The sequence below is a fragment of the Streptomyces sp. L7 genome (assembly GCF_050990935.1).
Classification (GTDB): domain Bacteria; phylum Actinomycetota; class Actinomycetes; order Actinomycetales; family Microbacteriaceae; genus Leifsonia.
In genome coordinates, this window is the sequence record NZ_CP194644.1 from 905,033 (window position 1) to 927,158 (window position 22,126).

The 22,126-nt window shown below is 72.3% G+C and carries 25 protein-coding genes and 1 pseudogene; 19 read left to right on the plus strand and 7 right to left on the minus strand.

The features are described from left to right. Positions 1–27: 27 nt before the first annotated feature. The gene (locus ACR5MH_RS04445) at positions 28–1,008 is read left to right on the plus strand and encodes a helix-turn-helix transcriptional regulator (protein ID WP_431346438.1); all 981 of its coding nucleotides are present in this window, start codon (positions 28–30) and stop codon (positions 1,006–1,008) included. Here ACR5MH_RS04445 and ACR5MH_RS04450 read toward each other — a convergent pair. Next, complete coding sequence (locus tag ACR5MH_RS04450; protein WP_431346437.1) at positions 998–1,192, minus strand: hypothetical protein; 195 nt, start codon at positions 1,190–1,192, stop codon at positions 998–1,000. The genes ACR5MH_RS04445 and ACR5MH_RS04450 overlap by 11 nt on opposite strands. A gap of 60 nt (positions 1,193–1,252) precedes the next feature. Between ACR5MH_RS04450 and ACR5MH_RS04455 the strand changes: the two genes are divergently transcribed. After that, positions 1,253–2,104 carry a VIT1/CCC1 transporter family protein gene (locus ACR5MH_RS04455; protein WP_433862336.1) on the plus strand — a complete coding sequence of 284 codons (852 nt, stop codon included), beginning with the start codon at positions 1,253–1,255 and terminating at the stop codon, positions 2,102–2,104. Between the two features lie 323 nt (positions 2,105–2,427). Here the strand turns inward: ACR5MH_RS04455 and ACR5MH_RS04460 are convergent. Next, positions 2,428–2,607, minus strand: a pseudogene (locus tag ACR5MH_RS04460) (DUF1707 SHOCT-like domain-containing protein); the annotation flags it as partial. Positions 2,608–2,711: 104 nt separating this feature from the next. On the opposite strand from ACR5MH_RS04460, the gene ACR5MH_RS04465 reads away from it, so the two are divergent. From ACR5MH_RS04465 to ACR5MH_RS04490, 6 genes are all read left to right on the plus strand, one after another. Continuing rightward, positions 2,712–3,002: a DUF6504 family protein gene (locus ACR5MH_RS04465; protein WP_345835143.1), complete on the plus strand. Its 291-nt coding sequence runs from the start codon at positions 2,712–2,714 to the stop codon at positions 3,000–3,002. A gap of 82 nt (positions 3,003–3,084) precedes the next feature. Then, the gene (locus ACR5MH_RS04470) at positions 3,085–3,933 is read left to right on the plus strand and encodes a DUF3097 domain-containing protein (protein WP_431346573.1); all 849 of its coding nucleotides are present in this window, start codon (positions 3,085–3,087) and stop codon (positions 3,931–3,933) included. Between the two features lie 149 nt (positions 3,934–4,082). Next, on the plus strand, positions 4,083–4,778 hold the full coding sequence (locus tag ACR5MH_RS04475; protein ID WP_431346436.1) for a hypothetical protein: 696 nt from the start codon (positions 4,083–4,085) through the stop codon (positions 4,776–4,778). 11 nt (positions 4,779–4,789) lie between these two features. Continuing rightward, positions 4,790–6,388: a DNA polymerase Y family protein gene (locus ACR5MH_RS04480; protein WP_433862337.1), complete on the plus strand. Its 1,599-nt coding sequence runs from the start codon at positions 4,790–4,792 to the stop codon at positions 6,386–6,388. Positions 6,389–6,503: 115 nt separating this feature from the next. Beyond that, entirely contained in the window at positions 6,504–9,569 is a 3,066-nt protein-coding gene (locus tag ACR5MH_RS04485; protein ID WP_433862338.1) for an error-prone DNA polymerase, read from the plus strand. Between the two features lie 11 nt (positions 9,570–9,580). Further along, entirely contained in the window at positions 9,581–9,895 is a 315-nt protein-coding gene (locus ACR5MH_RS04490; protein WP_433862339.1) for an OB-fold nucleic acid binding domain-containing protein, read from the plus strand. Positions 9,896–10,004: 109 nt separating this feature from the next. Here the strand turns inward: ACR5MH_RS04490 and ACR5MH_RS04495 are convergent, their stop codons facing one another. Both ACR5MH_RS04495 and ACR5MH_RS04500 read right to left on the minus strand, forming a co-directional pair. After that, positions 10,005–10,553: a YceI family protein gene (locus tag ACR5MH_RS04495; protein WP_431346434.1), complete on the minus strand. Its 549-nt coding sequence runs from the start codon at positions 10,551–10,553 to the stop codon at positions 10,005–10,007. Positions 10,554–10,672: 119 nt separating this feature from the next. Beyond that, positions 10,673–11,836: a glycoside hydrolase family 3 N-terminal domain-containing protein gene (locus tag ACR5MH_RS04500; protein WP_431346433.1), complete on the minus strand. Its 1,164-nt coding sequence runs from the start codon at positions 11,834–11,836 to the stop codon at positions 10,673–10,675. A 105-nt stretch (positions 11,837–11,941) separates the two neighbouring features. Here ACR5MH_RS04500 and ACR5MH_RS04505 point away from each other — a divergent pair, with 105 nt between their 5' ends. Continuing rightward, a complete protein-coding gene (locus ACR5MH_RS04505) occupies positions 11,942–12,778 on the plus strand; it encodes a UbiA family prenyltransferase (protein WP_431346432.1) in 837 nt (278 codons plus the stop codon). Between the two features lie 3 nt (positions 12,779–12,781). Here ACR5MH_RS04505 and ACR5MH_RS04510 read toward each other — a convergent pair whose 3' ends face one another. Continuing rightward, positions 12,782–14,170, minus strand: a complete 1,389-nt coding sequence (locus tag ACR5MH_RS04510; RefSeq protein ID WP_431346431.1) for an MFS transporter — start codon at positions 14,168–14,170, stop codon at positions 12,782–12,784. A gap of 65 nt (positions 14,171–14,235) precedes the next feature. Between ACR5MH_RS04510 and ACR5MH_RS04515 the strand changes: the two genes are divergently transcribed. Together ACR5MH_RS04515 and ACR5MH_RS04520 are read left to right on the plus strand one after the other, a co-directional pair. Next, positions 14,236–14,862, plus strand: coding sequence for a hypothetical protein (locus ACR5MH_RS04515; protein ID WP_431346430.1), 627 nt, complete (start codon positions 14,236–14,238; stop codon positions 14,860–14,862). Positions 14,863–14,875: 13 nt separating this feature from the next. Continuing rightward, positions 14,876–15,082, plus strand: coding sequence for a DUF6186 family protein (locus tag ACR5MH_RS04520; RefSeq protein WP_431346429.1), 207 nt, complete (start codon positions 14,876–14,878; stop codon positions 15,080–15,082). Between the two features lie 12 nt (positions 15,083–15,094). Here ACR5MH_RS04520 and ACR5MH_RS04525 read toward each other — a convergent pair whose 3' ends face one another. Further along, positions 15,095–16,408, minus strand: a complete 1,314-nt coding sequence (locus ACR5MH_RS04525; RefSeq protein WP_433862340.1) for an LCP family protein — start codon at positions 16,406–16,408, stop codon at positions 15,095–15,097. A gap of 251 nt (positions 16,409–16,659) precedes the next feature. On the opposite strand from ACR5MH_RS04525, the gene ACR5MH_RS04530 reads away from it, so the two are divergent. The 8 genes from ACR5MH_RS04530 to ACR5MH_RS04565 are packed head-to-tail and all read left to right on the plus strand — an operon-like array spanning position 16,660 to position 21,741. Next, positions 16,660–17,325 carry a hypothetical protein gene (locus ACR5MH_RS04530; RefSeq protein WP_431346427.1) on the plus strand — a complete coding sequence of 222 codons (666 nt, stop codon included), beginning with the start codon at positions 16,660–16,662 and terminating at the stop codon, positions 17,323–17,325. A 4-nt stretch (positions 17,326–17,329) separates the two neighbouring features. Next, positions 17,330–17,917 carry a hypothetical protein gene (locus tag ACR5MH_RS04535; protein WP_431346426.1) on the plus strand — a complete coding sequence of 196 codons (588 nt, stop codon included), beginning with the start codon at positions 17,330–17,332 and terminating at the stop codon, positions 17,915–17,917. Next, positions 17,914–18,543 carry a hypothetical protein gene (locus ACR5MH_RS04540; protein ID WP_431346425.1) on the plus strand — a complete coding sequence of 210 codons (630 nt, stop codon included), beginning with the start codon at positions 17,914–17,916 and terminating at the stop codon, positions 18,541–18,543. The genes ACR5MH_RS04535 and ACR5MH_RS04540 overlap by 4 nt, the downstream gene beginning before the upstream one ends. Continuing rightward, complete coding sequence (locus tag ACR5MH_RS04545; protein ID WP_431346424.1) at positions 18,540–19,100, plus strand: hypothetical protein; 561 nt, start codon at positions 18,540–18,542, stop codon at positions 19,098–19,100. Before ACR5MH_RS04540 ends, ACR5MH_RS04545 begins: the two co-directional genes overlap by 4 nt. Continuing rightward, the gene (locus ACR5MH_RS04550; protein WP_431346423.1) at positions 19,097–20,059 is read left to right on the plus strand and encodes a hypothetical protein; all 963 of its coding nucleotides are present in this window, start codon (positions 19,097–19,099) and stop codon (positions 20,057–20,059) included. Before ACR5MH_RS04545 ends, ACR5MH_RS04550 begins: the two co-directional genes overlap by 4 nt. After that, the gene (locus tag ACR5MH_RS04555) at positions 19,999–20,568 is read left to right on the plus strand and encodes a hypothetical protein (protein ID WP_431346422.1); all 570 of its coding nucleotides are present in this window, start codon (positions 19,999–20,001) and stop codon (positions 20,566–20,568) included. Before ACR5MH_RS04550 ends, ACR5MH_RS04555 begins: the two co-directional genes overlap by 61 nt. Continuing rightward, positions 20,565–21,197, plus strand: coding sequence for a hypothetical protein (locus ACR5MH_RS04560; RefSeq protein ID WP_431346421.1), 633 nt, complete (start codon positions 20,565–20,567; stop codon positions 21,195–21,197). Before ACR5MH_RS04555 ends, ACR5MH_RS04560 begins: the two co-directional genes overlap by 4 nt. Further along, positions 21,178–21,741: a signal peptidase I gene (locus ACR5MH_RS04565; protein WP_431346420.1), complete on the plus strand. Its 564-nt coding sequence runs from the start codon at positions 21,178–21,180 to the stop codon at positions 21,739–21,741. The genes ACR5MH_RS04560 and ACR5MH_RS04565 overlap by 20 nt, the downstream gene beginning before the upstream one ends. On the opposite strand, the gene ACR5MH_RS04570 is transcribed toward ACR5MH_RS04565, so the two are convergent. Further along, positions 21,695–22,111, minus strand: coding sequence for a hypothetical protein (locus tag ACR5MH_RS04570; protein WP_433862341.1), 417 nt, complete (start codon positions 22,109–22,111; stop codon positions 21,695–21,697). The genes ACR5MH_RS04565 and ACR5MH_RS04570 overlap by 47 nt on opposite strands. Between the last annotated feature and the right edge of the window lie 15 nt (positions 22,112–22,126).

The window sequence follows — 22,126 nt, forward strand, 5'->3', positions numbered from 1 at the left end:
GACCGGAAGACGCGGCACACTGGGGGCATGGCCAGCACTGGCTCCCGCACCCTCCAGCTCCTGTCGCTCCTGCAGACGCACCGGTACTGGCCGGGTCAGGAGCTCGCCGACCGGCTGGACGTGTCGCCCCGCACGCTCCGGCGCGACGTCGAACGGCTGCGCGACCTCGGCTATCCCGTCGACGCCACGCGCGGGGTCGCCGGCGGCTATCAACTCGCCGCCGGTGCGTCGCTGCCGCCGCTCGTCGTGGACGACGAGGAGGCCGTGGCGCTCGCCGTCGGCCTGCGCACCGCTGCACAGAGCGGCGTCGCCGGAGTCGCGGACGCGTCCGTCCGGGCGCTCGCCAAGGTGGTGCAGGTGATGCCGCCCCGTCTGCGCCGCCGGGTGGACGCCCTCCGCGTGGCCACGCTCGCCTCCGAGCTGCGACCGGGTCCGGTGGTCGACGCGGAGCTCCTGACCGTCGTCGCGCAGGCCTGCCGGGACGAGGAGCGCCTGGTGTTCTCCTACGTGCGCCGCGACGGGGAGGCGTCCGAGCGCACGGTGGAGCCGCACCGGCTGGTCTCGGTCGGGCGCCGCTGGTACCTCGTCGCGTACGACATCGGCCGATTCGACTGGCGGAGTTTCCGGCTGGACCGGATGGCCGCGCCGCAGCCCACCGGGGCCCGCTTCCGCCCGCGGACGCTGCCCGCGGCCGACGCCGCCGAGTACGTGCGGGAGTCGCTCGCCGGAGCGGTGGAGTCCCTCGTCGTGGACGCGCTGATCGCGGCTCCGCTCGCCGACGTGGAGCAGGCCATCGGGCGTTGGGCGGAGGCCGCAGCAGAGGCTCCAGCGGCGGACGGGACGGCGCGCACCCGGGTGCGGATCACGGCGGACTCGCCCGAGTGGGCGCTGTTCGGCCTCGCCGCGGTCGCCGCGCCGTTCACGATCGAAGGGCCGGCCGAGGTGCGCGAGCTGGCCGCCGTCTGGGGCGACCGTTTCGCCGCCGCCGGTAGACTCGTCACCCGATGAGCACCCCCGAGCCCTCCCCGTCCCGCGCACCCCGACGCACGCCGACATCAAACGCTGGCGCCAGTACCTGGCGGACGAGCGCGCCGAAGCCGCCGTCTACCGCGACCTCGCCGGCCGCCGGGAGGGCGAGGAGCGCGAGATCCTGCTCGAGCTGGCCGAGGCCGAGCGCCGCCACGAGCAGCACTGGCTCGACCTCCTGGGCGACCAGGTCGGCCGCCCGCTGCGCGGCGACATCCGTACCCGGATGCTCGGCTTCCTTGCCCGCCGGTTCGGCTCGGTGTTCGTGCTCGCGCTCGCGCAGCGGGCGGAGGCGCGGTCGCCGTACGCGGACGACGCCGACGCCACGCCGCAGATGGCGGCGGACGAGCAGGTGCACGAGGAGGTCGTGCGCGCGCTCGCCGCCCGTGGCCGGCAACGGCTCTCCGGGACGTTCCGCGCGGCCGTGTTCGGCGCCAACGACGGCCTGGTCAGCAACCTGGCACTCGTGCTCGGTGTGGCCGCGAGCGGCGTGCCGAGCCACGTCGTGCTTCTCACGGGCGTCTCCGGCCTCCTCGCCGGTGCGTTGTCGATGGGCGCCGGCGAGTACGTCTCGGTGCGGTCGCAGCGCGAGCTGCTGGAGGCCTCCAGCCCCAACCCGGCGACCAGCTCGGCGCTCTCGCACCTGGATGTGGACGCGAACGAGCTCACGCTCGTCTACCGGGCCCGCGGCATGGACCAGACGGAGGCGCAGGCACACGCCCACGAGGTGCTGACGACGCTCGGCGCCTACACCTCACCGGTCGCAGTGCCCGGGGCCGTGGAGGACGAGCACGAGGCCGTCGGCAACGGCTGGAGCGCCGCGCTGTCGAGCTTCTGCTTCTTCGCCTCCGGCGCGCTCATCCCGATCCTGCCGTTCATCTTCGGGCTCACCGGCACCGCCGCGATCGTGGTCGCCGCCGTGCTCGTCGGCCTCGTGCTGCTCGGGACCGGCGCGATCGTCGGCCTGCTGTCGGGCGCGTCGCCGCTCAAGCGGGCGCTGCGGCAGCTCGCGATCGGGTACGGCGCGGCGGCCGCGACGTACCTGCTCGGACTGCTGTTCGGGGCGACGGTCGGCTGACGCCTAGCGTCGCCGGCGGTCTCCCCGTCGACGCCGTAGACCAGCGCGCCGGCGAGCGGGATGAGCAGGAACCAGAGCCAGCTGTACGCGTAGCCCCACGCCATCCCGGTCAGGAAGAACAGGATGACCGCGACGAACGGCATGATCGAGACGACGAGCAGCCCCCAGCGGGTGACGGGCCGGCCGTGCTCGCCCGGCGCCGGCGGGTAGCCCCACGGGCTCGGGCCGGGCTGCGACGCCTGCCACGCCGCGGCGGCGGGACTGCTCGGCCCGGCGTCCGGGCCCGTGGCGCCGTCCAGGTGCAGTACGCCGGGCAAGTCGGCGAACAGTGGCTGGAGGTCGCCGCGCGTGACGGCCGACCGCGCGGCCGCGACGCGCGACTGCAGCTCGGCGTCGCTCAGCCTCCCCTGCGTGGCATGCGACTGGAGCGCGGCGACGGCGCGCTCCCGTTCGTCGTTGCTGAGGCGCAGCGACGCGTTCGACGGGTCCCGGAAGTCTGTCATGCGGTCAGTATGGCAGGCGGACGATACGCGCGGGTGCGCGCTGTCGGAGTCCAGGTTTACACTTGCATTTCGAACATACGTTCGAGTGAAAGGAGCACCCGCTCATGACCGACATCGACGAGGCGGTGGCCGTGTGGACCACCGAGGACGGCATCCCGACCCGCCTGGTCTGGCGCTCGACGCGCTACCGGGTGAGCGACACCCCGACGGTGTGGGCGGAGATCTGCGCGTGGTGGCGGCCGTTCGGCGAGCACCGGTACGGCGTCGGCGCGCTGCCGCGGGAGATCGGGGGCTGGCGGTTCCAGGCGACCAGCGACGGCGGGGTGGCGCACGTGTTCGACGTGCGGCACGACGCCGACGACCGGAGCTGGCGGCTGGTGCGGATCTTCGACTGACCGGCCCGGGCTGGGCATCCCGCCCTCCCGCGGGGAGCCTCCGCCACCGCGCCCCGCCGATCCCCTAGCCTCTCTGAACGTGATGGACGACGACCGCTACGGATCCGATGTGCTGGCGAGCGACTGGAAGAACGCCGGCCGTAAGGCGGTGCCGACCGTCGAGGCTGTGCGCGACCTGGTGGTCGAGGAGGCCGGCACCGGGTTCTGCGGCGCGATCGTCCGACTGGAGGCGCAGACCGTCGAGCTGGAGGACTACTTCGGGGCGAAGCGCGTGTTCCCGCTGGGGGCGTCCTTCCTGATCGACGGGGAGCCCGTGAAGCTCGTCGTGCCGAGCCGCGCCCCGGCCGGTCGTGGCCGCACCGCCTCCGGGTCCTTCGCGGTCGGCGAGCAGAAGGCGCGCGTCGCCCGCGCCAGCCGCATCTTCGTGGAGGGCCGTCACGACGCCGAGCTGGTGGAGCGCGTGTGGGGCGACGACCTCCGGGTGGAGGGCGTCGTCGTGGAGTATCTGGAGGGCGTGGACGACCTGGACGCGATCGTGCGCGAGTTCGCGCCCGACCGGAGCCGCCGCGTGGGCGTGCTGGTCGACCACCTGGTACCGGGGTCCAAGGAGAGCAGGATCGCCGAAAAGGTCGCCCGCGGCCCGTACGGCGCGCACGTGCTCGTGGTCGGCCACCCCTACATCGACATCTGGCAGGCCGTGAAGCCCGCGCGGGTCGGGCTGGAGACCTGGCCGTCGATCCCGCGCTCCATCGAGTGGAAGCACGGCATCTGCACGGCGCTCGGACTGCCGCACGAGACGCAGGCGGACATCGCCCGGGCCTGGAAGCTCATCCTGTCCCGCGTGCGCACCTACAGCGACCTGGAGCCGGAGCTCCTCGGCCGAGTCGAGCAACTGATCGACTTCGTGACAGAACCGGCGGGTCGGCCGTAGCCGCAGGAGTTTCCTCCGCGACACGCGCCTGAACGCCTGCGGAACAGCGTCGTGAAGGAGTTTCGGAGCGTTTCTCCTGTTGTCGCATCCGCGCGCTTTCGCACCAGAATACATTTGCGGTATTCGAACATGTGTTCGAAAATAGGTGTATGTCCCTCGCCGTCGCACGCACCTTCCCCGACCCGGTCGCCGACCGGGCGCAGGTGCACGAGCTGCAGTCGCGCATCCGGCAGATGCAGGCGACGAAGCTCGACGCGCGGCGGCTGGAGACGCATCCCGCGCTCGCCGCGCTGCTGCCCGGCGGCGCACTCAAGGCCGGCGCCGCCTACACGGTGCACGGCTCCACCACGCTCCTGATGGCGATGCTCGCCGGGCCGAGCGCCGCGGGCGCCTGGTGCGGGGTGGTCGGGATGCCCGACTTCGGGGCGGAGGCCGCCGGGCGGTTCGGCATCGACCTGGAACGGCTCGTGCTGGTGCCGCATCCCGGGCCGCAGTGGCTGACCGTCACTGCCGCGATGGCCGACGTGCTCGGCGTGATCGCCGTCGCGCCCCCGGAGCGGCCGAAGAGCGGCGACGTCGCGCGGTTGACCGCGCGGCTGCGGCAGCGGGAGGCCACGCTCGTCGTCGCCGGCGACTGGCCGCAGGCGGAGGCGGCGCTCTCCGTGGTCCGCAGCGGCTGGGACGGCCTGGGGGCCGGCGCCGGTTACCTCTCCTCCCGGCGGGTGACGGTGGAGGCCGCGCCCCGCGGCGGGGCCGGGCCGCGGCGCCGGGCCGAGCTCTGGCTGCCGGCGATGGACGAGACGTTCCGCGCCTCCGCGCCGACGCGCCTGGAGGCGGTGAGCTAGCCATGTCTCCGATGCGGCAGGTCACCCGCGCGATCGTGCTCTGGTGCCCCGACTGGCCGGTCATCGCCGCCCGGCAGCGCCTGGAGCTTCCGGCGGACGTGCCGCTGGCGCTGGTCGAGAAGGGGATGGTGTTCGCCTGCTCCTCGCACGCCCGCGCCGACGGCGTCACCCGCGGGCTCCGGGTCCGGGAGGCGCAATCGCGCTGCCCTGAGCTGGAGGTCGTCCTCTACGACCCCGTGCTGGACGCGCGCGCCTTCGAGCCGGTGCTGACCGCGATCGAGGAGATCACGCCGGGCGTCCAGGCGGTGCGGCCGGGAACCTGCGTGCTGCGGGCGCGCGGACCGGCGCGCTACTACGGTGGCGAGGAGGCCGCGGCCGCGGAGCTGCTGCGCTGCCTGGAGGGGCTGGAGGACGTGACCGGGCTCGCGCTCGACGATGTGCGGGTCGGGATCGCCGACGGGCCATTCGCCGCCGAGCAGGCCGCCCGCTCCACCGGGGCGGCCCCCTCCATGGGAATGGCGCAGACCGCGCCCCGCGTCCGCGTCGTCCCACCGGGCGGCTCCCCCGCCTTCCTCGCCCCGCTGCCGGTCGCCCAGCTCGGCCTGACCGAGCTCACCCCGCTTCTGCGCCGGCTGGGCCTGCGCACCCTCGGCGACCTGGCGCGGCTCGACCGGCTGGACGTCCGCGAACGGTTCGGGGAGCGCGGCGAGCACGCCCACGACCTGGCCAGCGGGATGGACGGCGCCGCCGTGGTGCCGCGCACCCCGCCGAAGATGCTCGACCGGGCGATCGAGTTCGAACCTCCCCTCGACCGGGTCGACCAGGTGACCTTCGCGTTCCGCGGCACGGCCGAGCAGTTCGTGGCCGGGCTCACCAAAGCCGGGCTGGTGTGCACGTCGCTGCGCATCGAGGTGACCGACGAGCGCGGGAGGCTGAGCGAGCGGAGCTGGCAGCATCCCCGGCTGTTCTCGGCCTCCGACGTGGTCGACCGGGTGCGCTGGCAGCTCCAGGGCGCGGGTTCCATCGACTCCGGGCTCGCCTCCCCGATCGCCAAGGTCGCCGTCGCCCCGGAGGCCGTGGACGACATCGGCCACCACGAGGACGGCCTGTGGGGCGGCGGCGCGGACGAGCGCATCCACCACGGGCTCACCCGCGTGCAGGGCATGCTCGGTCACGACGCGGTCGTCACCGCGACGATCGGCGGTGGCCGGGCGCTGTCCGACCGGCAGGTGCTCGTGCCGTGGGGCGACCGGCCGGTGGGCGTCGCCCGCTCCGACCGGCCCTGGCCCGGGTCGCTGCCGGCGCCCGCGCCCTCCACGGTGTTCGAGGTGCCGCGGCCGGTGGCGGTGCTGAGCGCGTCCGGCGAGCCGGTGGAGGTCACCGACCGCGGCGACGTCACCGCGCCGATCGTGTCGTTCTCCCCCACCGGCGCGGCGCGCGACGCCCGGCCGGTCGACTCCTGGGCGGGCCCGTGGCCGGTGCGCGAGCGCTGGTGGGACGCGACGCTCGCCCGCGCCATGCACCGCTTCCAGCTCGTCGACGCCGACGGCACCGCCTGGCTGCTCGCCCTCACCGGCGCCGCCTGGTTCGCCGAGGCCCGCTATGACTAGCCCGCACCGCCTCCCGCCCACCGCCCACCGGCGGACAGGGTCGCAACACGCCGCTTCGCCCGGCGGGTAACGGCGTGTTGCGACCCCTCTGGCGGGTCGCAGGAAGGAGTGCGCGATGGGGTGGAATAACCCGCCGATCCCGTGGTCCGAGTTCGAGCGGCGGCTGAGCGGGCGGCGCGTCAGCGAGCAGGAGCAGCCGGAGCGGCCCTCGTCGCGCAAGCGGCAGAAGTACGTCGCGCAGGCGATGCCGGACGAACCGGACGAAGGCCACGTCCGCTACGCCGAGCTGCACGCGCACAGCACCTTCAGCTTCCTCGACGGCGCCAGCGCACCCGAGGAGCTGCTCGAGGAGGCCACCCGGCTGCGCCTGCACGGCCTCGCCCTGACCGACCACGACGGCCTGTACGGCGTGGTCCGGCTCGCCGAGGCGGCGGAGGCCTACGAACGCGTCAAGACCGTGTTCGGCGCCGAACTGTCGCTCTCGCTCAGCCGGCCGCAGAACGGGGAGGCCGACCCGGAGGGCAGTCACCTCGTGCTGCTCGCCCGCCAGCAGGCCGGCTACCACCGGCTGGCCGCCGCCATCACCGCCGGCCAGCTCGCCGGCGAGGAGAAGGGCCGGCCGATGTACGGCCTCCCGGAGCTCGCCGAGCAGTCCGGCGGCGAGTGGATGGTGCTCACCGGTTGCCGCAAGGGCGACGTGCGTCTCGCGCTGGCCGAGCACGGCGAGCGGGCCGCCGAACGGGAGGTCGCCCGCCTCGCCGAGCTGTTCGGCCACGACAACGTGCTGGTGGAGCTGATCGACCAGGGTGGCCCGCGCGACACCACCGACAACGACGTGCTCGCCCGGATCGCCGGCCGGCTCGGCCTCCCGGTCGTCGCCACCAACAACGTCCACTACGCCACGCCCGCGCAGTACCCGCTCGCGACAGCGGTCTCCGCGGTGCGCGCCCGACGGAGCCTGGACGAGATGGACGGCTGGCTGCCCGCTTCCGCCGCCGCGCACCTGCGCAGCGGCCGGGAGATGGCAACGAGGTTCGCCCGCTATCCCGGCGCCGTCGAGCGCACCGCCGACATCGCGGACGACCTGGCGTTCCGGCTGCGCAGCGCCCGGCCGAAGCTGCCCAAACAGGAGGTCCCGGACGGGCACACCCCGATGAGCTGGCTGCGCGAGCTCACCTGGCGCGGCGCCGCAGAGCGCTACCCCGACCTCGACCGCAACCCGGCCAAGCGGGAGCGCATCGAGCGCGAGCTCGACGTGATCGAGGCGAAGGACTTCCCCGGCTACTTCCTCATCGTCCACGACATCGTGCGGTTCGCCCGTGAGCGCGGCATCCTCTGCCAGGGCCGCGGCTCCGCGGCGAACTCGGCGGTGGTCTACCTGCTCGGGATCACGGCGGTGGACTCGATCAAGTACGACCTGCCGTTCGAGCGCTTCCTCTCCTCCATGCGTGAGGAGGAGCCGGACATCGACGTCGACTTCGACTCCGACCGGCGCGAGGAGGTCATCCAGTACGTCTACGCCAAGTACGGCAGGCACAACGCCGCCCAGGTCGCCAACGTGATCACCTACCGACCCAAGAACGCCGTGCGCGACATGGCGAAGGCGCTCGGCCACTCCACCGGGCAGCAGGACGCCTGGAGCAAGCAGATCGACTCGTGGAGCCGGGTGACCACGACCGACGAGCACGACATCCCGGAGGCCGTCGTCGATCTCGCCCAGCAGGTGCTGAAGTTCCCGCGGCACCTCGGCATCCACTCCGGCGGAATGGTGCTCACCGACCGGCCCGTCGGCGAGGTCTGCCCGATCGAGCACGCCCGCATGGAGAACCGCACCGTGCTGCAGTGGGACAAGGACGACTGCGCCTGGATGGGCCTGGTCAAGTTCGACCTGCTCGGGCTCGGGATGCTCTCCGCGCTCGACTACTCGATGCGCACCATCGAGGCGTCCCTCGGCGAGGTGTGGACGCTGGACAGCATCCCGAAGGAGGAGGCCGGCGTCTACGACATGCTCTGCCGCGCCGACTCGATCGGGGTGTTCCAGGTGGAGAGCCGCGCCCAGATCGGCACGCTGCCGCGCCTGCAGCCGCGCAGCTTCTACGACCTCGTGATCGAGATCGCGCTGATCCGCCCCGGGCCCATCCAGGGCGGCGCGGTGCATCCGTACATCCGCCGCAAGCTCGGCAAGGAGCCGGTCACCTACCTGCACCCCGCTCTGGTGCCGGTGCTGGAGCGGACGATGGGCGTCCCGCTGTTCCAGGAGCAGCTCATGCAGATGGCCGTCGCCGTGGGCGACTGCACCGCCGAGGACGCCGACCTGCTCCGCCGGGCGATGGGCTCCAAGCGCGGCGTGGAGAAGATCGGCGCGCTGCGGGCGAAGCTCTACGAGGGGATGGCGCACAACGGGATCGTCGGGGCCGACGCCGACGCGATCTACGAGAAGATCGAGGCCTTCGCCAACTTCGGCTTCGCCGAGAGCCACGCGATCAGCTTCGCGCTGCTGGTGTACGTGAGCTCGTGGATGAAGCTGCACTACCCCGGAGCGTTCCTCGCGGCGCTGCTGCGCGCGCAGCCGATGGGGTTCTACTCGCCGCGCACGCTCACTGCCGACGCCCGGCGGCACGGCGTGGTGGTGCGCCGGCCGGACATCCAGCTCTCCGGGGTGTTCCCCCTGCTGGAGGCCATCGACCCGGCGCGTCAGGGGCCGACAGGGACCGACCCGTGCCTGGAGCCCGACCAGCCCCCGGTCGGCGGCTTCGACCGCACCGTTCCGCTCGACTTCGCCGCCCACCGCCGCGATGCCGGGCACGCGGTGCGACTGGGGCTGGCGGGCGTCACCTCCATCGGCGAGACGCTCGCCGGGCGGATCGTGGCCGAGCGCGAGGCGTCGGGGCCCTACCGCGACCTGAGCGACCTCTCCCGCCGGGTCGGGCTGACGGTGGCGCAGCTCGAGGCGCTCGCCGCGGCCGGCGCCTTCGAGGGGTTCGGGCTGTCCCCGCGGCAGGCGATCTGGGAGGCCGGCAACGCCGCCCAGGAGCGGCCCGAGTACCTGGTGGGCACCGCGATCACCGTGCAGCCGCCGCTGCTGCCGATGCTCTCCCCGCCGAGCAGCTCGCGAGCGACCTGTGGGCCACCGGGATCTCCACCGACGACCACCCCATCCGCTTCCTGCGCCCGGCGCTGACGGCGCGCGGGGTGCGGGCGGCCGACACGCTGGCGGTCGCGGAGTCCGGGCGCCGCATCGAGGTGGGCGGCGTGGTCACGCACCGCCAGCGGCCGGCGACCGCGGCGGGGGTGACCTTCCTCAACCTGGAGGACGAGACCGGCCTGGTGAACATCATCTGCCCGGTCGGGGTGTGGAACCGCTACCGCCGGGTGGCCAGGCAGGCGCCGGCGATGATCGTGCGCGGCATCCTGGAGCGCAGCGAGGAGGGCGTGGTCAACGTGATCGCCGACCGCCTCGAGCCTCTCGACACCGCCATCCGCACCGCCTCCCGCGACTTCCGCTGACCCACCACGCCGCAGCCCGCGCAGGCAGCCGTCGAGTACGCGACGAGTCATGCGAAAACCGCCGAGCACGCGGACTATTCGCGTACTCGGCGGTTTGCGACCGGGAGGGTCAGGCCTGGAGGACGGCCTGGAGCTCGAGGGTGATGGTGACGTCGTCGCCGAGCAGCATGCCGCCGGTCTCGAGCGCCGCGTTGTAGGTGAGGCCGAAGTCCTCGCGGTTGATCTTGGTCTTCGCGGTCGCGCCGGCCTTGTAGTTGCCGTACGGGTCCTGGCCGAAGCCGCCGAAGTCGAACTCGAAAGTGACCGGCTTGGTCACGCCCTTGATGGTGAGGTCGCCGTCGACGAGGAACTCGCCGTCCTCGTGACGAACACCGGTGGAGACGAAGTCGATGGTCGGGAACTCCTCGGCGAGGAAGAAGTCGCCGGTGCGCAGGTGCGCGTCGCGGTCGGAGTTCTTGGTGTTGATGGAGGTCACGTGGGCCGTGGCGGAGACGGTCGACTCCAGCGGGTTCTCGGCGGTGACGAAGGAGGCGTCGAAGTTCTCGAAGACGCCCTTCACCTTGCTGATCATGAGGTGACGGATGCTGAAGCCGACCTCGCTGTGCACGGGGTCGATGGTCCAGGTGCCGGCCTTGTATCCGGGGATGTCGATGCTCATTCGGTTCTCCTTGAGTCGGTTGGGACGCGATCGGACGCTGTCAGATGCATGCAACCGCATGGATAACGCGGCTATTCCGGATCCGGCGAAAAAGTTGACACGACACCATCGGGCGTTCGTCAGCCGTGCACGGCGAGCGACCGCCGCAGCACCAGGAGCGCCCGGGCGTCCGCATCCACCTGCCGCAGCGGGATGCGCCCGTCCTGCACGGCGGCCACCACCGCGCCGATGAGAGCGTCCGGATCCTCGGCGCCCTGGATCATCAGCACCATCGTGTTGCCCGCCGCGATCGCGGCCACCGCGTTCGCGCCCGCGTCCTGGTACTGCGGCAGCCCGGTGTCCTGCAGCATCCGGAGGTCGTCGGTGATGGTCACCCCGTGGAAGCCGAGCTCGTCGGTGAGGATGCGGTGCCAGGCCGGCGAGAGCGATGCGGGCGCGGCGTCCACTCCGCTGTAGGCGAGGTGGCCGAACATCACGACCTCTGCGCCCGCCTGGATGCCCGCCCGGAACGTCGGCGCGTCCTGTGCGGCCCAGCGGGCGTGGTCGACGGCGGCGGTCGGGACGGTGTGGTGCGAGTCGGCCTCCGTCTCGCCGTGGCCGGGGAAATGTTTGAGCGTGCTGAGCACAGTGCCGTGCTCCCCCGTCACCGACGCGGCGACGCGGGCGGCGGCGGAGGCCGGGTCGGTCCCGAGGATGCGGTCGGCGATGAACGAGCGCGGGTCGGCCGTCACGTCGGCGATGGTCCCGAAGTTGAGGTTCACGCCGGCCTGCTTCAGCAGCGCGGCGCGCTGCGCGAAGGCCTGCTGTGTCGCCGCCGGCGGGAGCGTGCGCAACGCCTCCGCGCCCGGGAGGCGGTCCCACGACAGCCGGGTGACGTCCCCGCCCTCCTCGTCGATCCCGACCAGCGGAGGCAGCCCGGGGTCGGAGGCGCGGGTCGCCGCGGTCTCCGCCGCGAGGGCTTGCGGCGTCGCCGGGATGTTGTCCGGCATCAGGATGACGCCGCCCAGGCCGTAACGGTCGACGAACCCGCGGAGCGCGGCCGGATCCGTGCCCGCCGCGTGCAGCATGAACAGGCTCGCCACCTTCTGGCGGAGGGTCAGGTTCCGCAGCCGCTCGTCCGCGTAGCCCTGAACCGGATCCGGCGCGGGAGTCGCTGCCCGCTGCGTCGCAGACGGGCTCGGGGCGGCCGCCCGCGGGTGCGTCGAACCGCTGGCCGCGCACCCGCCCAGTGTCGTCGCGATCACCAGGAGGGCAGCGGCCGTCGTCCATCGGGGGCGGCGCATCGTCCGATGGTAACCCGTGGCCCTTGGCGGCGCCTCCGCACGCCGGCCGTCCCGGTTCGCGCCGCGCCGTCGCCCTCCCCGCCGCTGCCGCCCTACGATGGCGGGATGGCGTCCAAGCCGATCTCCCTGCTGCTCGCCAGCCACCCGGGGCCCACCGCCGTGGTCACGGTCGTGGCGACCGGTCTCGGGATCGGCCTCGGCTACCCTCCCGGCCGGCTCGTGGTCCTGGCGGTCGCGATCCTGCTCGGGCAGCTCTCGATCGGCTGGTCCAACGACTGGCTGGATGCCGCCCGGGACCGGGAGGTCGCCCGTGCGGACAAGCCCGCCGCCCGTGGCGAGATCCCGCTCGCCCTCGTCCGCGCGTCCGCGTTCGTCGCTCTCGTCTCCTCGCTGGCCGTCACCGCGTTCCTCGGCGTCGGCGCGCTGATCGCCCACGGGGTCGCGATCGCGGGCGGCTGGGCGTACAACCTGGGGCTCAAGTCGACCGCCGCGTCCTTCGTCCCCTTCGCGGTGAGCTTCGGCCTCCTCCCCGCGATCGCGACACTCGGTCAGGTGCACCCGGCGTGGCCGGCGCCGTGGGTCCTCGCGGCCGGCGCGCTGCTCGGCGTCGCCGCGCACGTCACCAACGTGCTGCCCGACCTCGCCGACGACGCCCGCACCGGTGTCAGCGGCCTCCCGCATCGCCTCGGCGCGCGCGCCAGCGGGCTGCTCGCCTTCGGCTGCCTCGCCGTGGCGACCGTGCTGATCACGGTCGGGCCCGGGCTCCCGGTGCGTCCGCTGCTCCTCGTCGGCCTGGTGATCGGGCTGGCGGCGGTGGTCGCGGGCGTCGTCCTGCTGCTGCGGCGCAGCCCGACCCGGCTGCTCATGCAGCTCATCATGACCTGCGCGCTCGTCGACGTGGCGATGCTGGCGCTGGCCGGGCAGTCGATCACGGCCGCCTGAACGCTACTCGACCGCCGTCGTGATCGGCTCGGCGGCCGGCTCGTGGTTGCGGATGCCGATGGCCGACACCACGCCGCCGACGATGAGCAGTGCCGCCGTCGCGAGCATCGCCCGGTGCATCCCGGCCACGTCCAGCTTCTGCCCGATCACGATGCCGGCCATCGCGACGGTGAGCAGCCCGGCGATGCGGGCGACCGCGTTGTTCACCGCGGAGCCGATGCCCGCCTGACCCGGGTGGATCGAGCCGAGGATCGCGCTGGTCAGCGGCGCGACGGTCATCGAGAGGCCCACACCGAAGAGCAGTACCGCGGGCAGCAACTCGAACCAGTAGTCGACCCCCTGCCCGATCATCAGCAGCCAGAGGAAGCCGGCAGACGCGACGAACGGTCCGACCGCCATGAAGAACCGGGGGCCGTACCGGCCGGCCAGGCCGCCGAAGTAGCTGGACAGCAGCAGCATGCACAGCGTCGAGGGGATGAACACGAAGCCCGCGACGAACGCCGAGAACCCGAGGACCTGCTGCAGGAACAGCGTCACCATCAGGGGCCCGAACGACAGTGCGCCGTAGACGAACGCCGTGGCGAGGTTGCCGACCCAGAAGTTGTGCACGGAGAACAGGCCGAGCGGCAGCATCGGCTGCTTGACCCGCGTCTCGGCGAAGAAGAACCCGATCAACGACAGCACGCCGACGACGAAGGGGATCCAGACCCGCGGGCTCCCCCAGCCGTAGGCGCCCTGCTCGATGAGCGCGAACACCGTGCCGGCCAGGCCGACCGACCCGAGCACCGCGCCGAGGATGTCGACGCGGCCGCCCATCCCCGTGTCGGTGTCGCCGAGAGTCCACATCAGGACGAGTGTCACCGCGATGGGGACCACGTTGATCACGAACACCCAGCGCCACGAGAGCGCGTCCACGAAGAACCCGCCGACGACGGGGCCCGCGATCATGGCGATGCCGGTCCAGGCCGTCCAGCGCCCGATCGCCTTGGCCTGCGCCGGACCCTCGAACCGGGAGATGATGATCGCCAGCGACGACGGCACCAGCAGCGCTCCGGCAACACCCTGGAGGGCGCGGGACAGCACCAGGAAGACCCCGCTCGGTGCGAACGCGCACAGCAGCGAGGTGATCCCGAACCCGACCAGCCCGACGTACAGGATGCGCTTGCGCCCGAACACGTCCGAGAGCGAGCCGGCGATCAGGATCAGTGAGCCGAGCGTCACCAGATAGGCGTCGACCACCCACTGCTGCAGCGGCAGGCCGCCGCCGAGCTCCCGGTCGATCGCGGGCAGCGCCACGTTGATGACGGCGCCGTCGAGGAACGCCACGAAGCTGGCCAGGATCGCGATCAGCAGGACGCGCAATTGCAGGGACGTCATCTTCTCGGTGGCCATGTGCTCATTCAACGTCCCGGCGAGCTGATCGCGCAAGCACGCGCGTCGGGCGTACGGTGTGGCTCGTGTCAGAGCTGTCGCACTCCGAGCGATCCTCCGGCCGGCGCCGACCGACCCCGGCCACGATCACGCGGGCCGGCTGGATCGGCGTGCTCGTGATCACGGCCGTCTTCCACGCCGCCCGCGGCGCACCGGTGGACGCCGCGATCTACGTCGTGGGGGCCGTGGTGCTCACGCTCGACGCGCTCGGTTGGCTGCGCGTCCCGCTCCGGATGCCCGCCGACCGTGACACCGTCTCCCGCCGCGTCATCGCCGGGACGCTCATCGTCGTCGCCTCCCTGACGCTCGGCTTCACGCCGCTGTACGGCCCCGCGGACGCGGCGATCGTGGTCGGGCTGGGCATGCTGCTGCTGCCGGTGGCCTGGGCCGACCGCTCCCGCGCGGACGCCGTGGCGCCAGGATCGGCTGTGCGCCGCTCCGCGATCCTGTGGTCGGTCGTCCTCGTCGCGGGCTGCCTCTGGGAGATCGGCGTCTTCTTCCTCGGCCGTGACCTCACCGGCAGCGAGAACGCATTCCCTGCGCTCTCGGATCTGATCGATCCGCTGCTGGCCTGGCCGCCGGCGCGGGTGCTGCTCGTCGCGTGCTGGCTTCTCGGCGGCTACGCGCTGCTGCGGCGCGGGAGGTCGACATGAAGGGGAGATTCGCATGAGGTGGGTCACGATCGGCGGCTTCGTGCTCTGCGGCGTCCTGATCGTGGCGCTCGTCGTCCAGTCGCGTCGGCGTCCCGACCGGATCGCCCCGCTCAGCAGCCTCCTCGACCGGGTGATGGCCGAGCGCGCGGCCCGGGTCGCCATCCTGCTGTTCTGGTGGTGGATCGGCTGGCATTTCCTCGTGACACCGCCGACCGTGTGAGACTGCAGGCGGTCAGTTGTTGCCCTTGGTGCAGGTCTGCTGCGCGGCCGTCTGGCCCGTGACGGTGGACGGCAGATCGACCGCGCCGGACGAGCCGGTCGGCGCGGGAGTGCCCGTGCCGGTCGGGCTCGCGGGCGCCGTCGCGGTCTCGCTCGGCGAGGAGGTGGGGGTCGGCGTCGCCGTCGCGCCCGGGTCCTCCGCAGCGCGGCCGGTCGTGCCGGTGAGCGCGACGGGCTGGTCGTTCACCAGCGCGTCGTTCACCGCGGTCGACGCCTCCTCGTCGGGGATGACGCGATTGATGTTGTCCGGGTCCGCCACCGCCGGGTACTGCAGGAAGACCATGTTCTGCAGCCCGGTGTCCTTGAGCGCGAGGGCGATCTCCACCAGCGTCGTCGGATTGGTAAGCGTCTGCGACGGCGTGACGTTCTGCACGGTCGCCTTCGCGAGCGCGTAGAGCTGCACCGGATTGCCGAGCACTCCGCCGCTGACGACCTTGCGCGCGAGCGCGGACAGGAACACCTGCTGGTTGGAGATGCGGCCGAGGTCGCTGCCGTCGCCGACGCCGTGCCGGCTGCGCAGGAACGAGAGCGCCTGGTCCCCGACGAGCGTGTTCTCACCTGCAGGGAGGTCGAGCGGCGGGTTGGTGTAGTCGTCCTTCACTTTCGACGCCAGGCAGACCGTCACGCCGCCGACGGCGGTGGACATCGCGCTCACCCCGTTGAAGTTGATGACCGCGCCGAACGGGATCGTCACGCCGGTGAGCTTCTCGACCGTCAGCACGACGCAGGCGAGACCACCGCGCGAGAGCGCCGTGTTGAACTGCGCGGAGGACGACCCGCTCACCGTGTCCTTGCCGTCGGGCGTCGGGCAGGTCGGGATGGGGACCATGAGGTCGCGCGGGAAGCTCACCACCATCATGCTCTTGTGGTCCTGCGCGATGTGCAGCAGCATCGTGACGTCGTTGTTGCCCTCGCCCGTGCTGGCATCCTGCTCCGCGGCCGAGTTGTACACGCCGCCGAGCCCGCTGCGGCTGTCCGTGCCGGCCAGCAGCAGGTTGACGCCGCCCGGGATGGCTCCGACGTCCGGGATGTCCTGCGGGACGGGCGTGTGGCCCGGCAGCGTCACCAGGGTGACGCCGTGCTTCACCGAGCGCGCCACATCCCACACCGCGAACGCGGCCACGGAGACACTGGTGACCACGGCGATCGCGACGACGCCCGCCAGCAGCTTGAGAACGGCCGCGAGCAGCCTTCGCTGCGGCAGCCGGCCGTGCCGCACCGGCGCGGGCCCGCGCGCACGCTGCTGACGGCGAGGCAGGTCGGTCATGCGGATCCCCCGGGCGGTTCGAAATACGGACTGCGTGAATCCTAAGCGATGGCCGCTTTCGGGTGGAGGTCGCCTCGCCGCCGGACAGGGCAGGGTGAAAGCCCAGACGATTCTGCGGCCGCGGGAGCCGGCCGGGGCTGCGCGGCCCGCGAAGTATCCCGTATTTCCGCGCCGGAGCAGCGAAATGACGCGGTGCTACCGTCACGTCCCTGACGACGGCCGAGGCCGTTGCGAGACACCAAGGGAGAGCAATGACGCAGGAAGCCGCCGCGCCCGAGAAGCGCGGAACGTCCAGGAGGACCAAGGCGGTGATCGGCCTCGGCGCCGTCGTCGCGATCGCGGCAGGGGTCACCGCCGCCGCCTTCACCGATTTCGCGAACCTCAACCTCGGGGCCAACGGGATCGGCGCCGATCAGTACAACATCCAGGTGGTCGACACCGACCCCGTCACCGGCGCGCAGATCCCCGGTTCGTGGCAGGAGGCCGACACCCCGGCGGGCGCGCCGATCGAGATCGTCGGAGCGAACACGATCTTCCCGGGCAGCGCACCGATCTCGGTCGACATCCCGGTCAGGAACGCGTCCGCGACGCTGAACTCGACTCTTTCGCTGGGACTCGTGCAGCTCCCGGACAGCGGAGCCGACGTCACCGACCCGGATTACCTGTCCAGCCTGAGGTTCTCGGTCTCGATGCCGGCGACCTCCCTCGGCGCGACGCCGATCAGCGTCACCGACCTGACCTTCGCCCAGCTCAGCGCGCTGACGCTCAACGACCTCGCGGCCGGCGACGTGTCCGACGTGACGATCTCGGTGCGGCTGCTCACCCAGGCGGAGTCCGGGTCCACCTTCACCGACAACGACCTGAACGGCATGAAGGCGTTCATCCAGGCGCAGTTCAACGGTACGTCGACTCCCTGATCCGATGACCTCGAGCCCCTTGCGCACACGTCGGCGGTGGCGTCGGCCCGCACTGTCCGCCGCGGGAGTCTGCGTCGCGTCCGCGATCGCCTTCACCGCCGCCAGCACAGTGAACTGGGCCGACGTCATCCTGGCGCTGGACGGCCGCGACAACACCTTCGACCTCCAGGTCGCCGGTAGCGATGTCCCCGGCTGGCAGCCGACCGCCGCCGAGTGGCAGCAAGGCCGCCCGGACCCGCTCGTGGTGGCCCTTCCGGCCACCGTGCTCGAGCCGGGCACCTCGGTGCAGGCCCGCGTCGCCGTGCGCAACAACAGCCCGAGACTGGCCGGAGCGATCAGCGTCCACCTGATCGATCCGGCCACCCCGAACCCCCTCTTCCCCGAGCTGCGCTTCACCATCTCCGAAGGAGGCCACGTGTACGCGGCCGCAGTACCGCCCTCCGGCGCGGTGGACATCCCGCTCACCGGGACCACGGCTCCGGGGGCCGCCCGGGTGCTGGACGTCGAGGTCGCCCTGCCGGCCGATGCTCCGGCGTCGGCCAACGGGACGACGACACCTGTCCAGCTCATGTTCACCGGAGTCAGCCTGTGACCGCGCGACGGGACCGGTTCCCCGGGAGGCCGCGCAGCCGCGGCGCGCTGGCGGCGACCGTACTCCTGGGCCTCAGCGTCGTCCTCGGCGTCTCCGCGGTCGGGACCACCTCGGCCGCCTTCACCGACCAGTCCGCGCCGGGCCTCGGGACGAACGGCGCCATCGGCGGCGGTTACAACATCGCGTTCCTCGACTCGGGAGGAGCCGTGCAGGAGGGCAACCCCACCCCGTTCGCCCTCGACAGCTCCGGAAGCGGCGCCATCACGTTCGACGCCTCCGCCGCAGTCGACATGCGCGTCGTCACCACGACGCCCGCCACCGGCCCCGTGCAGCTCGCCCTCTACAACGCCTACCCCGGCAGCCGACCGCCCGACCCCGGAGCCGCAGGCCCCGGCGCCGACCCGTACGACTACGCCCTCTTCACGATCACGGTCGACGGGACCGCCGTCGTCACCGCGTCCACCGCGGCGGCGCTCGACGCGACCCCGCCCGTCATCACGGGCTGGACGCAGTCCGTACCGAAGACCGTCGAGGTCCACGTGACTCTGCCGCACGCGGTCGGGAACCCCTACATCTTCAACCGGAGCCTCGTGCTCGGCGTCCGGTTCGACGGGAGCACCTCGTGAGGAGAGCCGCCATCGCCGCAGCCGCCGTGCTGCTCGCGCTCGCCGGAGTCGAGCCGGCCGCCGCAGCAGGACCCGCCCAGGTCGTGACCGTGCAGTTGCCGGGGCCGGGCCACCAGACTCCCTGGTCCGCCACCGTGCAGAATCCGGCCTCCTCCGTCTCGACGGTCTACCTCGACGTGCTGGACGTCTCCGGCGCCGCGGCCGCGATCGACGACGCGCTCCAGGTGCGCGTGCAGGTGGACGGTGCGACCGTCGTCCCGCAGACCCCGTTGCGTCGGCTGATCGGGGGTGCCCCGGTACGGCTGGGCACGGTCGCCGGCGGTGGTGCGAAGTCCGTCTCCGGCGACGTCGTCCTCACCGCGGCGGCCGGGAACGAGTACCAGGGGCGGAGCGCGCAGCTCACCATCCGGCTCAGCTCGCTGGCGTCCGCGCCGCCTCCCCTGCCGCCGCTCGCCGACACCGGCCTCACGCTGATCGGCGTCGGCGTCCCCGTCGCCCTCCTCGGCGTCGGCGTCCTGCTCCGTCTCCGACGACGAAAGCCGAGTGAACAGCGATGACGCGTCGATCACCGAACCGGACAGCCCAGCGCGTCGGCGCCGCGTTCGCCCTCGTGGCCGTGGCGTTCGCGCCCCTGGCCGCCGTGCCGGCCACCACCGCCGCCTACACGGACACCGCCCAGGCGGAGACCTCCCCGACCGACAGCCCGCTGCTCACCCAGTCGACGCGGCTGGTCCCGACGGACACCTACCTGGCCAACACAGCGACCGCGCTGCAGGACGACGGGACGCTGTGGGTGTGGGGCTACCGCGGCAACGGACTGGCCGGGACCGGCACACTGACCGTCCCGTCGAACGCGCCGCCGACGCCCGTCATCCTCCCGAACGACGGCTACCCCGGCCCGAACCACCGGTACATCGTGAAGGTCGCCGGCACCAGCCTCGACAACTACTACCCCACGAACATCAGCTACACCGGGCTGGCGGCGCTGTCCGACGACGGACAGGTCTACACCTGGGGCGGCAACAGCTCGAACAACGTGATGGGACGGCCGGGCACGCCGATCCCGTACACGCAGCCGGGGCCGGTCTCCATCCCTGGAACCGTCGTGGACCTCCGCTCGTCGTCCGGGGTCTTCATGGCCCTGACCAGCACCGGAGACCTCTACACCTGGGGCAACCCGCAGGGTCGCGGGATCACCGGCCAGGGCACGGCGAGCGCGTCCTCGGCGACGCCATCGCTGATCATGTCAGGCGTGCACAGCATCGGCGCCGGGATGTGGAACGGCTGGGCCATCCGAGGGAACTTCGATTCCAACGACCAGACCACCGGCGTGTTCTGGTGGGGCTGGGCGAACTCCGGGTCGTCTTACGCGTCCGATCCGTCCGGCGACAACCTGGGCACGAACCGGTACGCCCCGTTCCGGTCGACCTTCCTGTCGCCGTTCGCGCAGTCCGGGTGCGACAGCGTCGGCGTCGTCATGGGCTCCCCGGCGACACCTGCACGATCACGTCGCTGACCGGCCATTACTTCGGCAACCAGCTCGTCTTCGACGGCGGCCACCTGGTGACCTGGGGCGACGCGTCCAACTACGGCACCGGCCGCGCCTACGTGTCCGGCGTCGTCAGCGCCACACCGATGGCGCTGGCGCTCCCGAACGACGATCCCGTCAAGGCGGTCGCGCCCAGCCAGGACTACGTCGTGCTGCTCGGCGAGTCCGGCCAGGTCTACGTCTACGGCCGCTACTCGTTCGGCCGTGGACCGGACCCCGCACTCGGCACGCCGTCGACGACGAACCAGGTCACTCCCGCGCAGCTCGCTCCGCTCGGCAGCAGCGTGACCGCCATCGGCGCTTTCGGCTACTCCGGGACGGCGCTGAACGCCGACGGCTCATTCGTGAACTGGGGAGGCGGCACCGCGGGCGGCAACAACAATTCGTACTACTCGATCATCAACGGCTGGGCGAACAACACCGTCCCGACGAACGCCGTCCAGGGCCTGACCACGATGACTCCGCCGGGGTCGTGATGAAGCACCGGAAGACACCTCGCAGGCGGATCGCCCTCGCCGCCGTGGCCGTCGGCACGCTCGTGCTCTCCGCCTCGCTCTTCACGGTCGGCGCGACCATGAGCGCGTTCACCGACCAGGCCGGGCTGAACGTCGGACCGGACGGTGTCGGGGGCGCGGCTTTCGACATCGTCTCCGTCCTCCCGGACGGGAACGTCGCGCAGGCGTTGCCCGGGCAGGCCGTCACGGTGCCGATCGCCGGCGACGACGGCTTCGTCCCCGGCCGTTCGGTGACGGTGGACCTCGGCGTCGCCAACAACTCCCCGCAGCTCGCCGCCGCGCTCACCGTGACCGTCAGACCGTCCGACGTGACGGTCGTCGACACGACGACCGGGACGCTCCTGGTCGGGGGCAGCGCCACCGACCCCAGTCAGGGCGCCACGGTCGCGGCCGCGACGGGGGTGCTCGGACGCCTGCCCGCCCGCGGGGCGCCGGCGCTGTCCGACGGAGCCGCTTGGGTGGACGGCAGCGCCGGCAGCCGCCATGACCTCAGTATCACCCTGTTCTATGTCGACACCCCGGAGACCGCCGCCTACAACGGAGGCCAGACCGCCCTGGAGGTGGAGTTCGATGGCTCCTCGACGCCCTGACCGCCCTCGACGTTCCCTGTGGCAGTGGCTCGGCTCGGCCCTGCTGTCGTTCTCGGCCGTCCTGGGCGTGATCGCGATCGCGGCCGTCGCCGTCTGCGCGGTGTTCGGCCTGCGTCCGGTCATCGTGATCTCCGGCTCGATGGAGCCCACACTGCCCGTGGGGTCGCTGATCCTCTACCGCACGGTCCCCGCGTCGGAGGTCGTGGCGGGCGACATCGTGACGGTCCCCCGCCAGGACGGCGGCACGGGACTCATCACCCACCGGGTCAGGGAGGTCACCACGAAGGGCGACGTGACCACGCTGCGCTTGAAAGGCGACGCGAACGCGACGGAGGACCCGTTGCCGTACGTGGTCTCGTCGGTGGGCGCCTTCGTCGGCGTCATCCCCGTCGCCGGCACGATCGCCCTCGCGGCCCGGACGCCACTGGGCATCGCTGCGGTGGCGGCGTATGTGGCGGCGCTGGTCGCTGTGATCGTGTTCGGGCGGCGACAAAGCCCTAATCGCCGCGCGTCCAGCCGCGGACGGAGAGCCCAGCTCTCCTGAACCGCACCCAGTAGAGCACGTTGATGACGACGGCGATCGGCAGACCGATGCCGATCGCCCACAGCGACATCGTCCGCGGAATCAGGAGCACGCTCGCGAGCGTCGCGACCAGGACGTAGGCGAAGGCGGCGAGGAGGGCGACTCCAGCCCGAAGGTCTCGACGCCGGCTCTCCTCGTCGGTGTCCGCCACTGTGAAGCGCACAAGGAACGCCACGACGCGCGGCCGGAACACCAGCGCCGCGGTTGCGAGCACAGCGATCCAGACGCCGCCGACGATCATGCCACCGTCGTTCATTTCCGCGTACTCGGTCACAGTCAGTGACCTTACCGACTCACCCGCGTCCGCCGCCTCCACCCGTTCGGAGGTCATCGCGAACGACCACGC

Bases quoted from the DNA above. Each gene is read 5' to 3' on its own strand.
- ACR5MH_RS04445 (WP_431346438.1), top strand. From the start codon at position 28: ATGGCCAGCACTGGCTCCCGCACCCTCCAGCTCCTGTCGCTCCTGCAG.
- ACR5MH_RS04455 (WP_433862336.1), top strand. From the start codon at position 1,253: ATGCTCGGCTTCCTTGCCCGCCGGTTCGGCTCGGTGTTCGTGCTCGCG.
- ACR5MH_RS04465 (WP_345835143.1), top strand. From the start codon at position 2,712: ATGACCGACATCGACGAGGCGGTGGCCGTGTGGACCACCGAGGACGGC.
- ACR5MH_RS04470 (WP_431346573.1), top strand. From the start codon at position 3,085: ATGGACGACGACCGCTACGGATCCGATGTGCTGGCGAGCGACTGGAAG.
- ACR5MH_RS04475 (WP_431346436.1), top strand. From the start codon at position 4,083: ATGTCCCTCGCCGTCGCACGCACCTTCCCCGACCCGGTCGCCGACCGG.
- ACR5MH_RS04480 (WP_433862337.1), top strand. From the start codon at position 4,790: ATGCGGCAGGTCACCCGCGCGATCGTGCTCTGGTGCCCCGACTGGCCG.
- ACR5MH_RS04485 (WP_433862338.1), top strand. From the start codon at position 6,504: ATGGGGTGGAATAACCCGCCGATCCCGTGGTCCGAGTTCGAGCGGCGG.
- ACR5MH_RS04495 (WP_431346434.1), bottom strand. From the start codon at position 10,553: ATGAGCATCGACATCCCCGGATACAAGGCCGGCACCTGGACCATCGAC.
- ACR5MH_RS04500 (WP_431346433.1), bottom strand. From the start codon at position 11,836: ATGCGCCGCCCCCGATGGACGACGGCCGCTGCCCTCCTGGTGATCGCG.
- ACR5MH_RS04505 (WP_431346432.1), top strand. From the start codon at position 11,942: ATGGCGTCCAAGCCGATCTCCCTGCTGCTCGCCAGCCACCCGGGGCCC.
- ACR5MH_RS04510 (WP_431346431.1), bottom strand. From the start codon at position 14,170: ATGGCCACCGAGAAGATGACGTCCCTGCAATTGCGCGTCCTGCTGATC.
- ACR5MH_RS04520 (WP_431346429.1), top strand. From the start codon at position 14,876: ATGAGGTGGGTCACGATCGGCGGCTTCGTGCTCTGCGGCGTCCTGATC.
- ACR5MH_RS04525 (WP_433862340.1), bottom strand. From the start codon at position 16,408: ATGACCGACCTGCCTCGCCGTCAGCAGCGTGCGCGCGGGCCCGCGCCG.
- ACR5MH_RS04530 (WP_431346427.1), top strand. From the start codon at position 16,660: ATGACGCAGGAAGCCGCCGCGCCCGAGAAGCGCGGAACGTCCAGGAGG.
- ACR5MH_RS04535 (WP_431346426.1), top strand. From the start codon at position 17,330: ATGACCTCGAGCCCCTTGCGCACACGTCGGCGGTGGCGTCGGCCCGCA.
- ACR5MH_RS04550 (WP_431346423.1), top strand. From the start codon at position 19,097: ATGACGCGTCGATCACCGAACCGGACAGCCCAGCGCGTCGGCGCCGCG.
- ACR5MH_RS04565 (WP_431346420.1), top strand. From the start codon at position 21,178: ATGGCTCCTCGACGCCCTGACCGCCCTCGACGTTCCCTGTGGCAGTGG.
- ACR5MH_RS04570 (WP_433862341.1), bottom strand. From the start codon at position 22,111: ATGACCTCCGAACGGGTGGAGGCGGCGGACGCGGGTGAGTCGGTAAGG.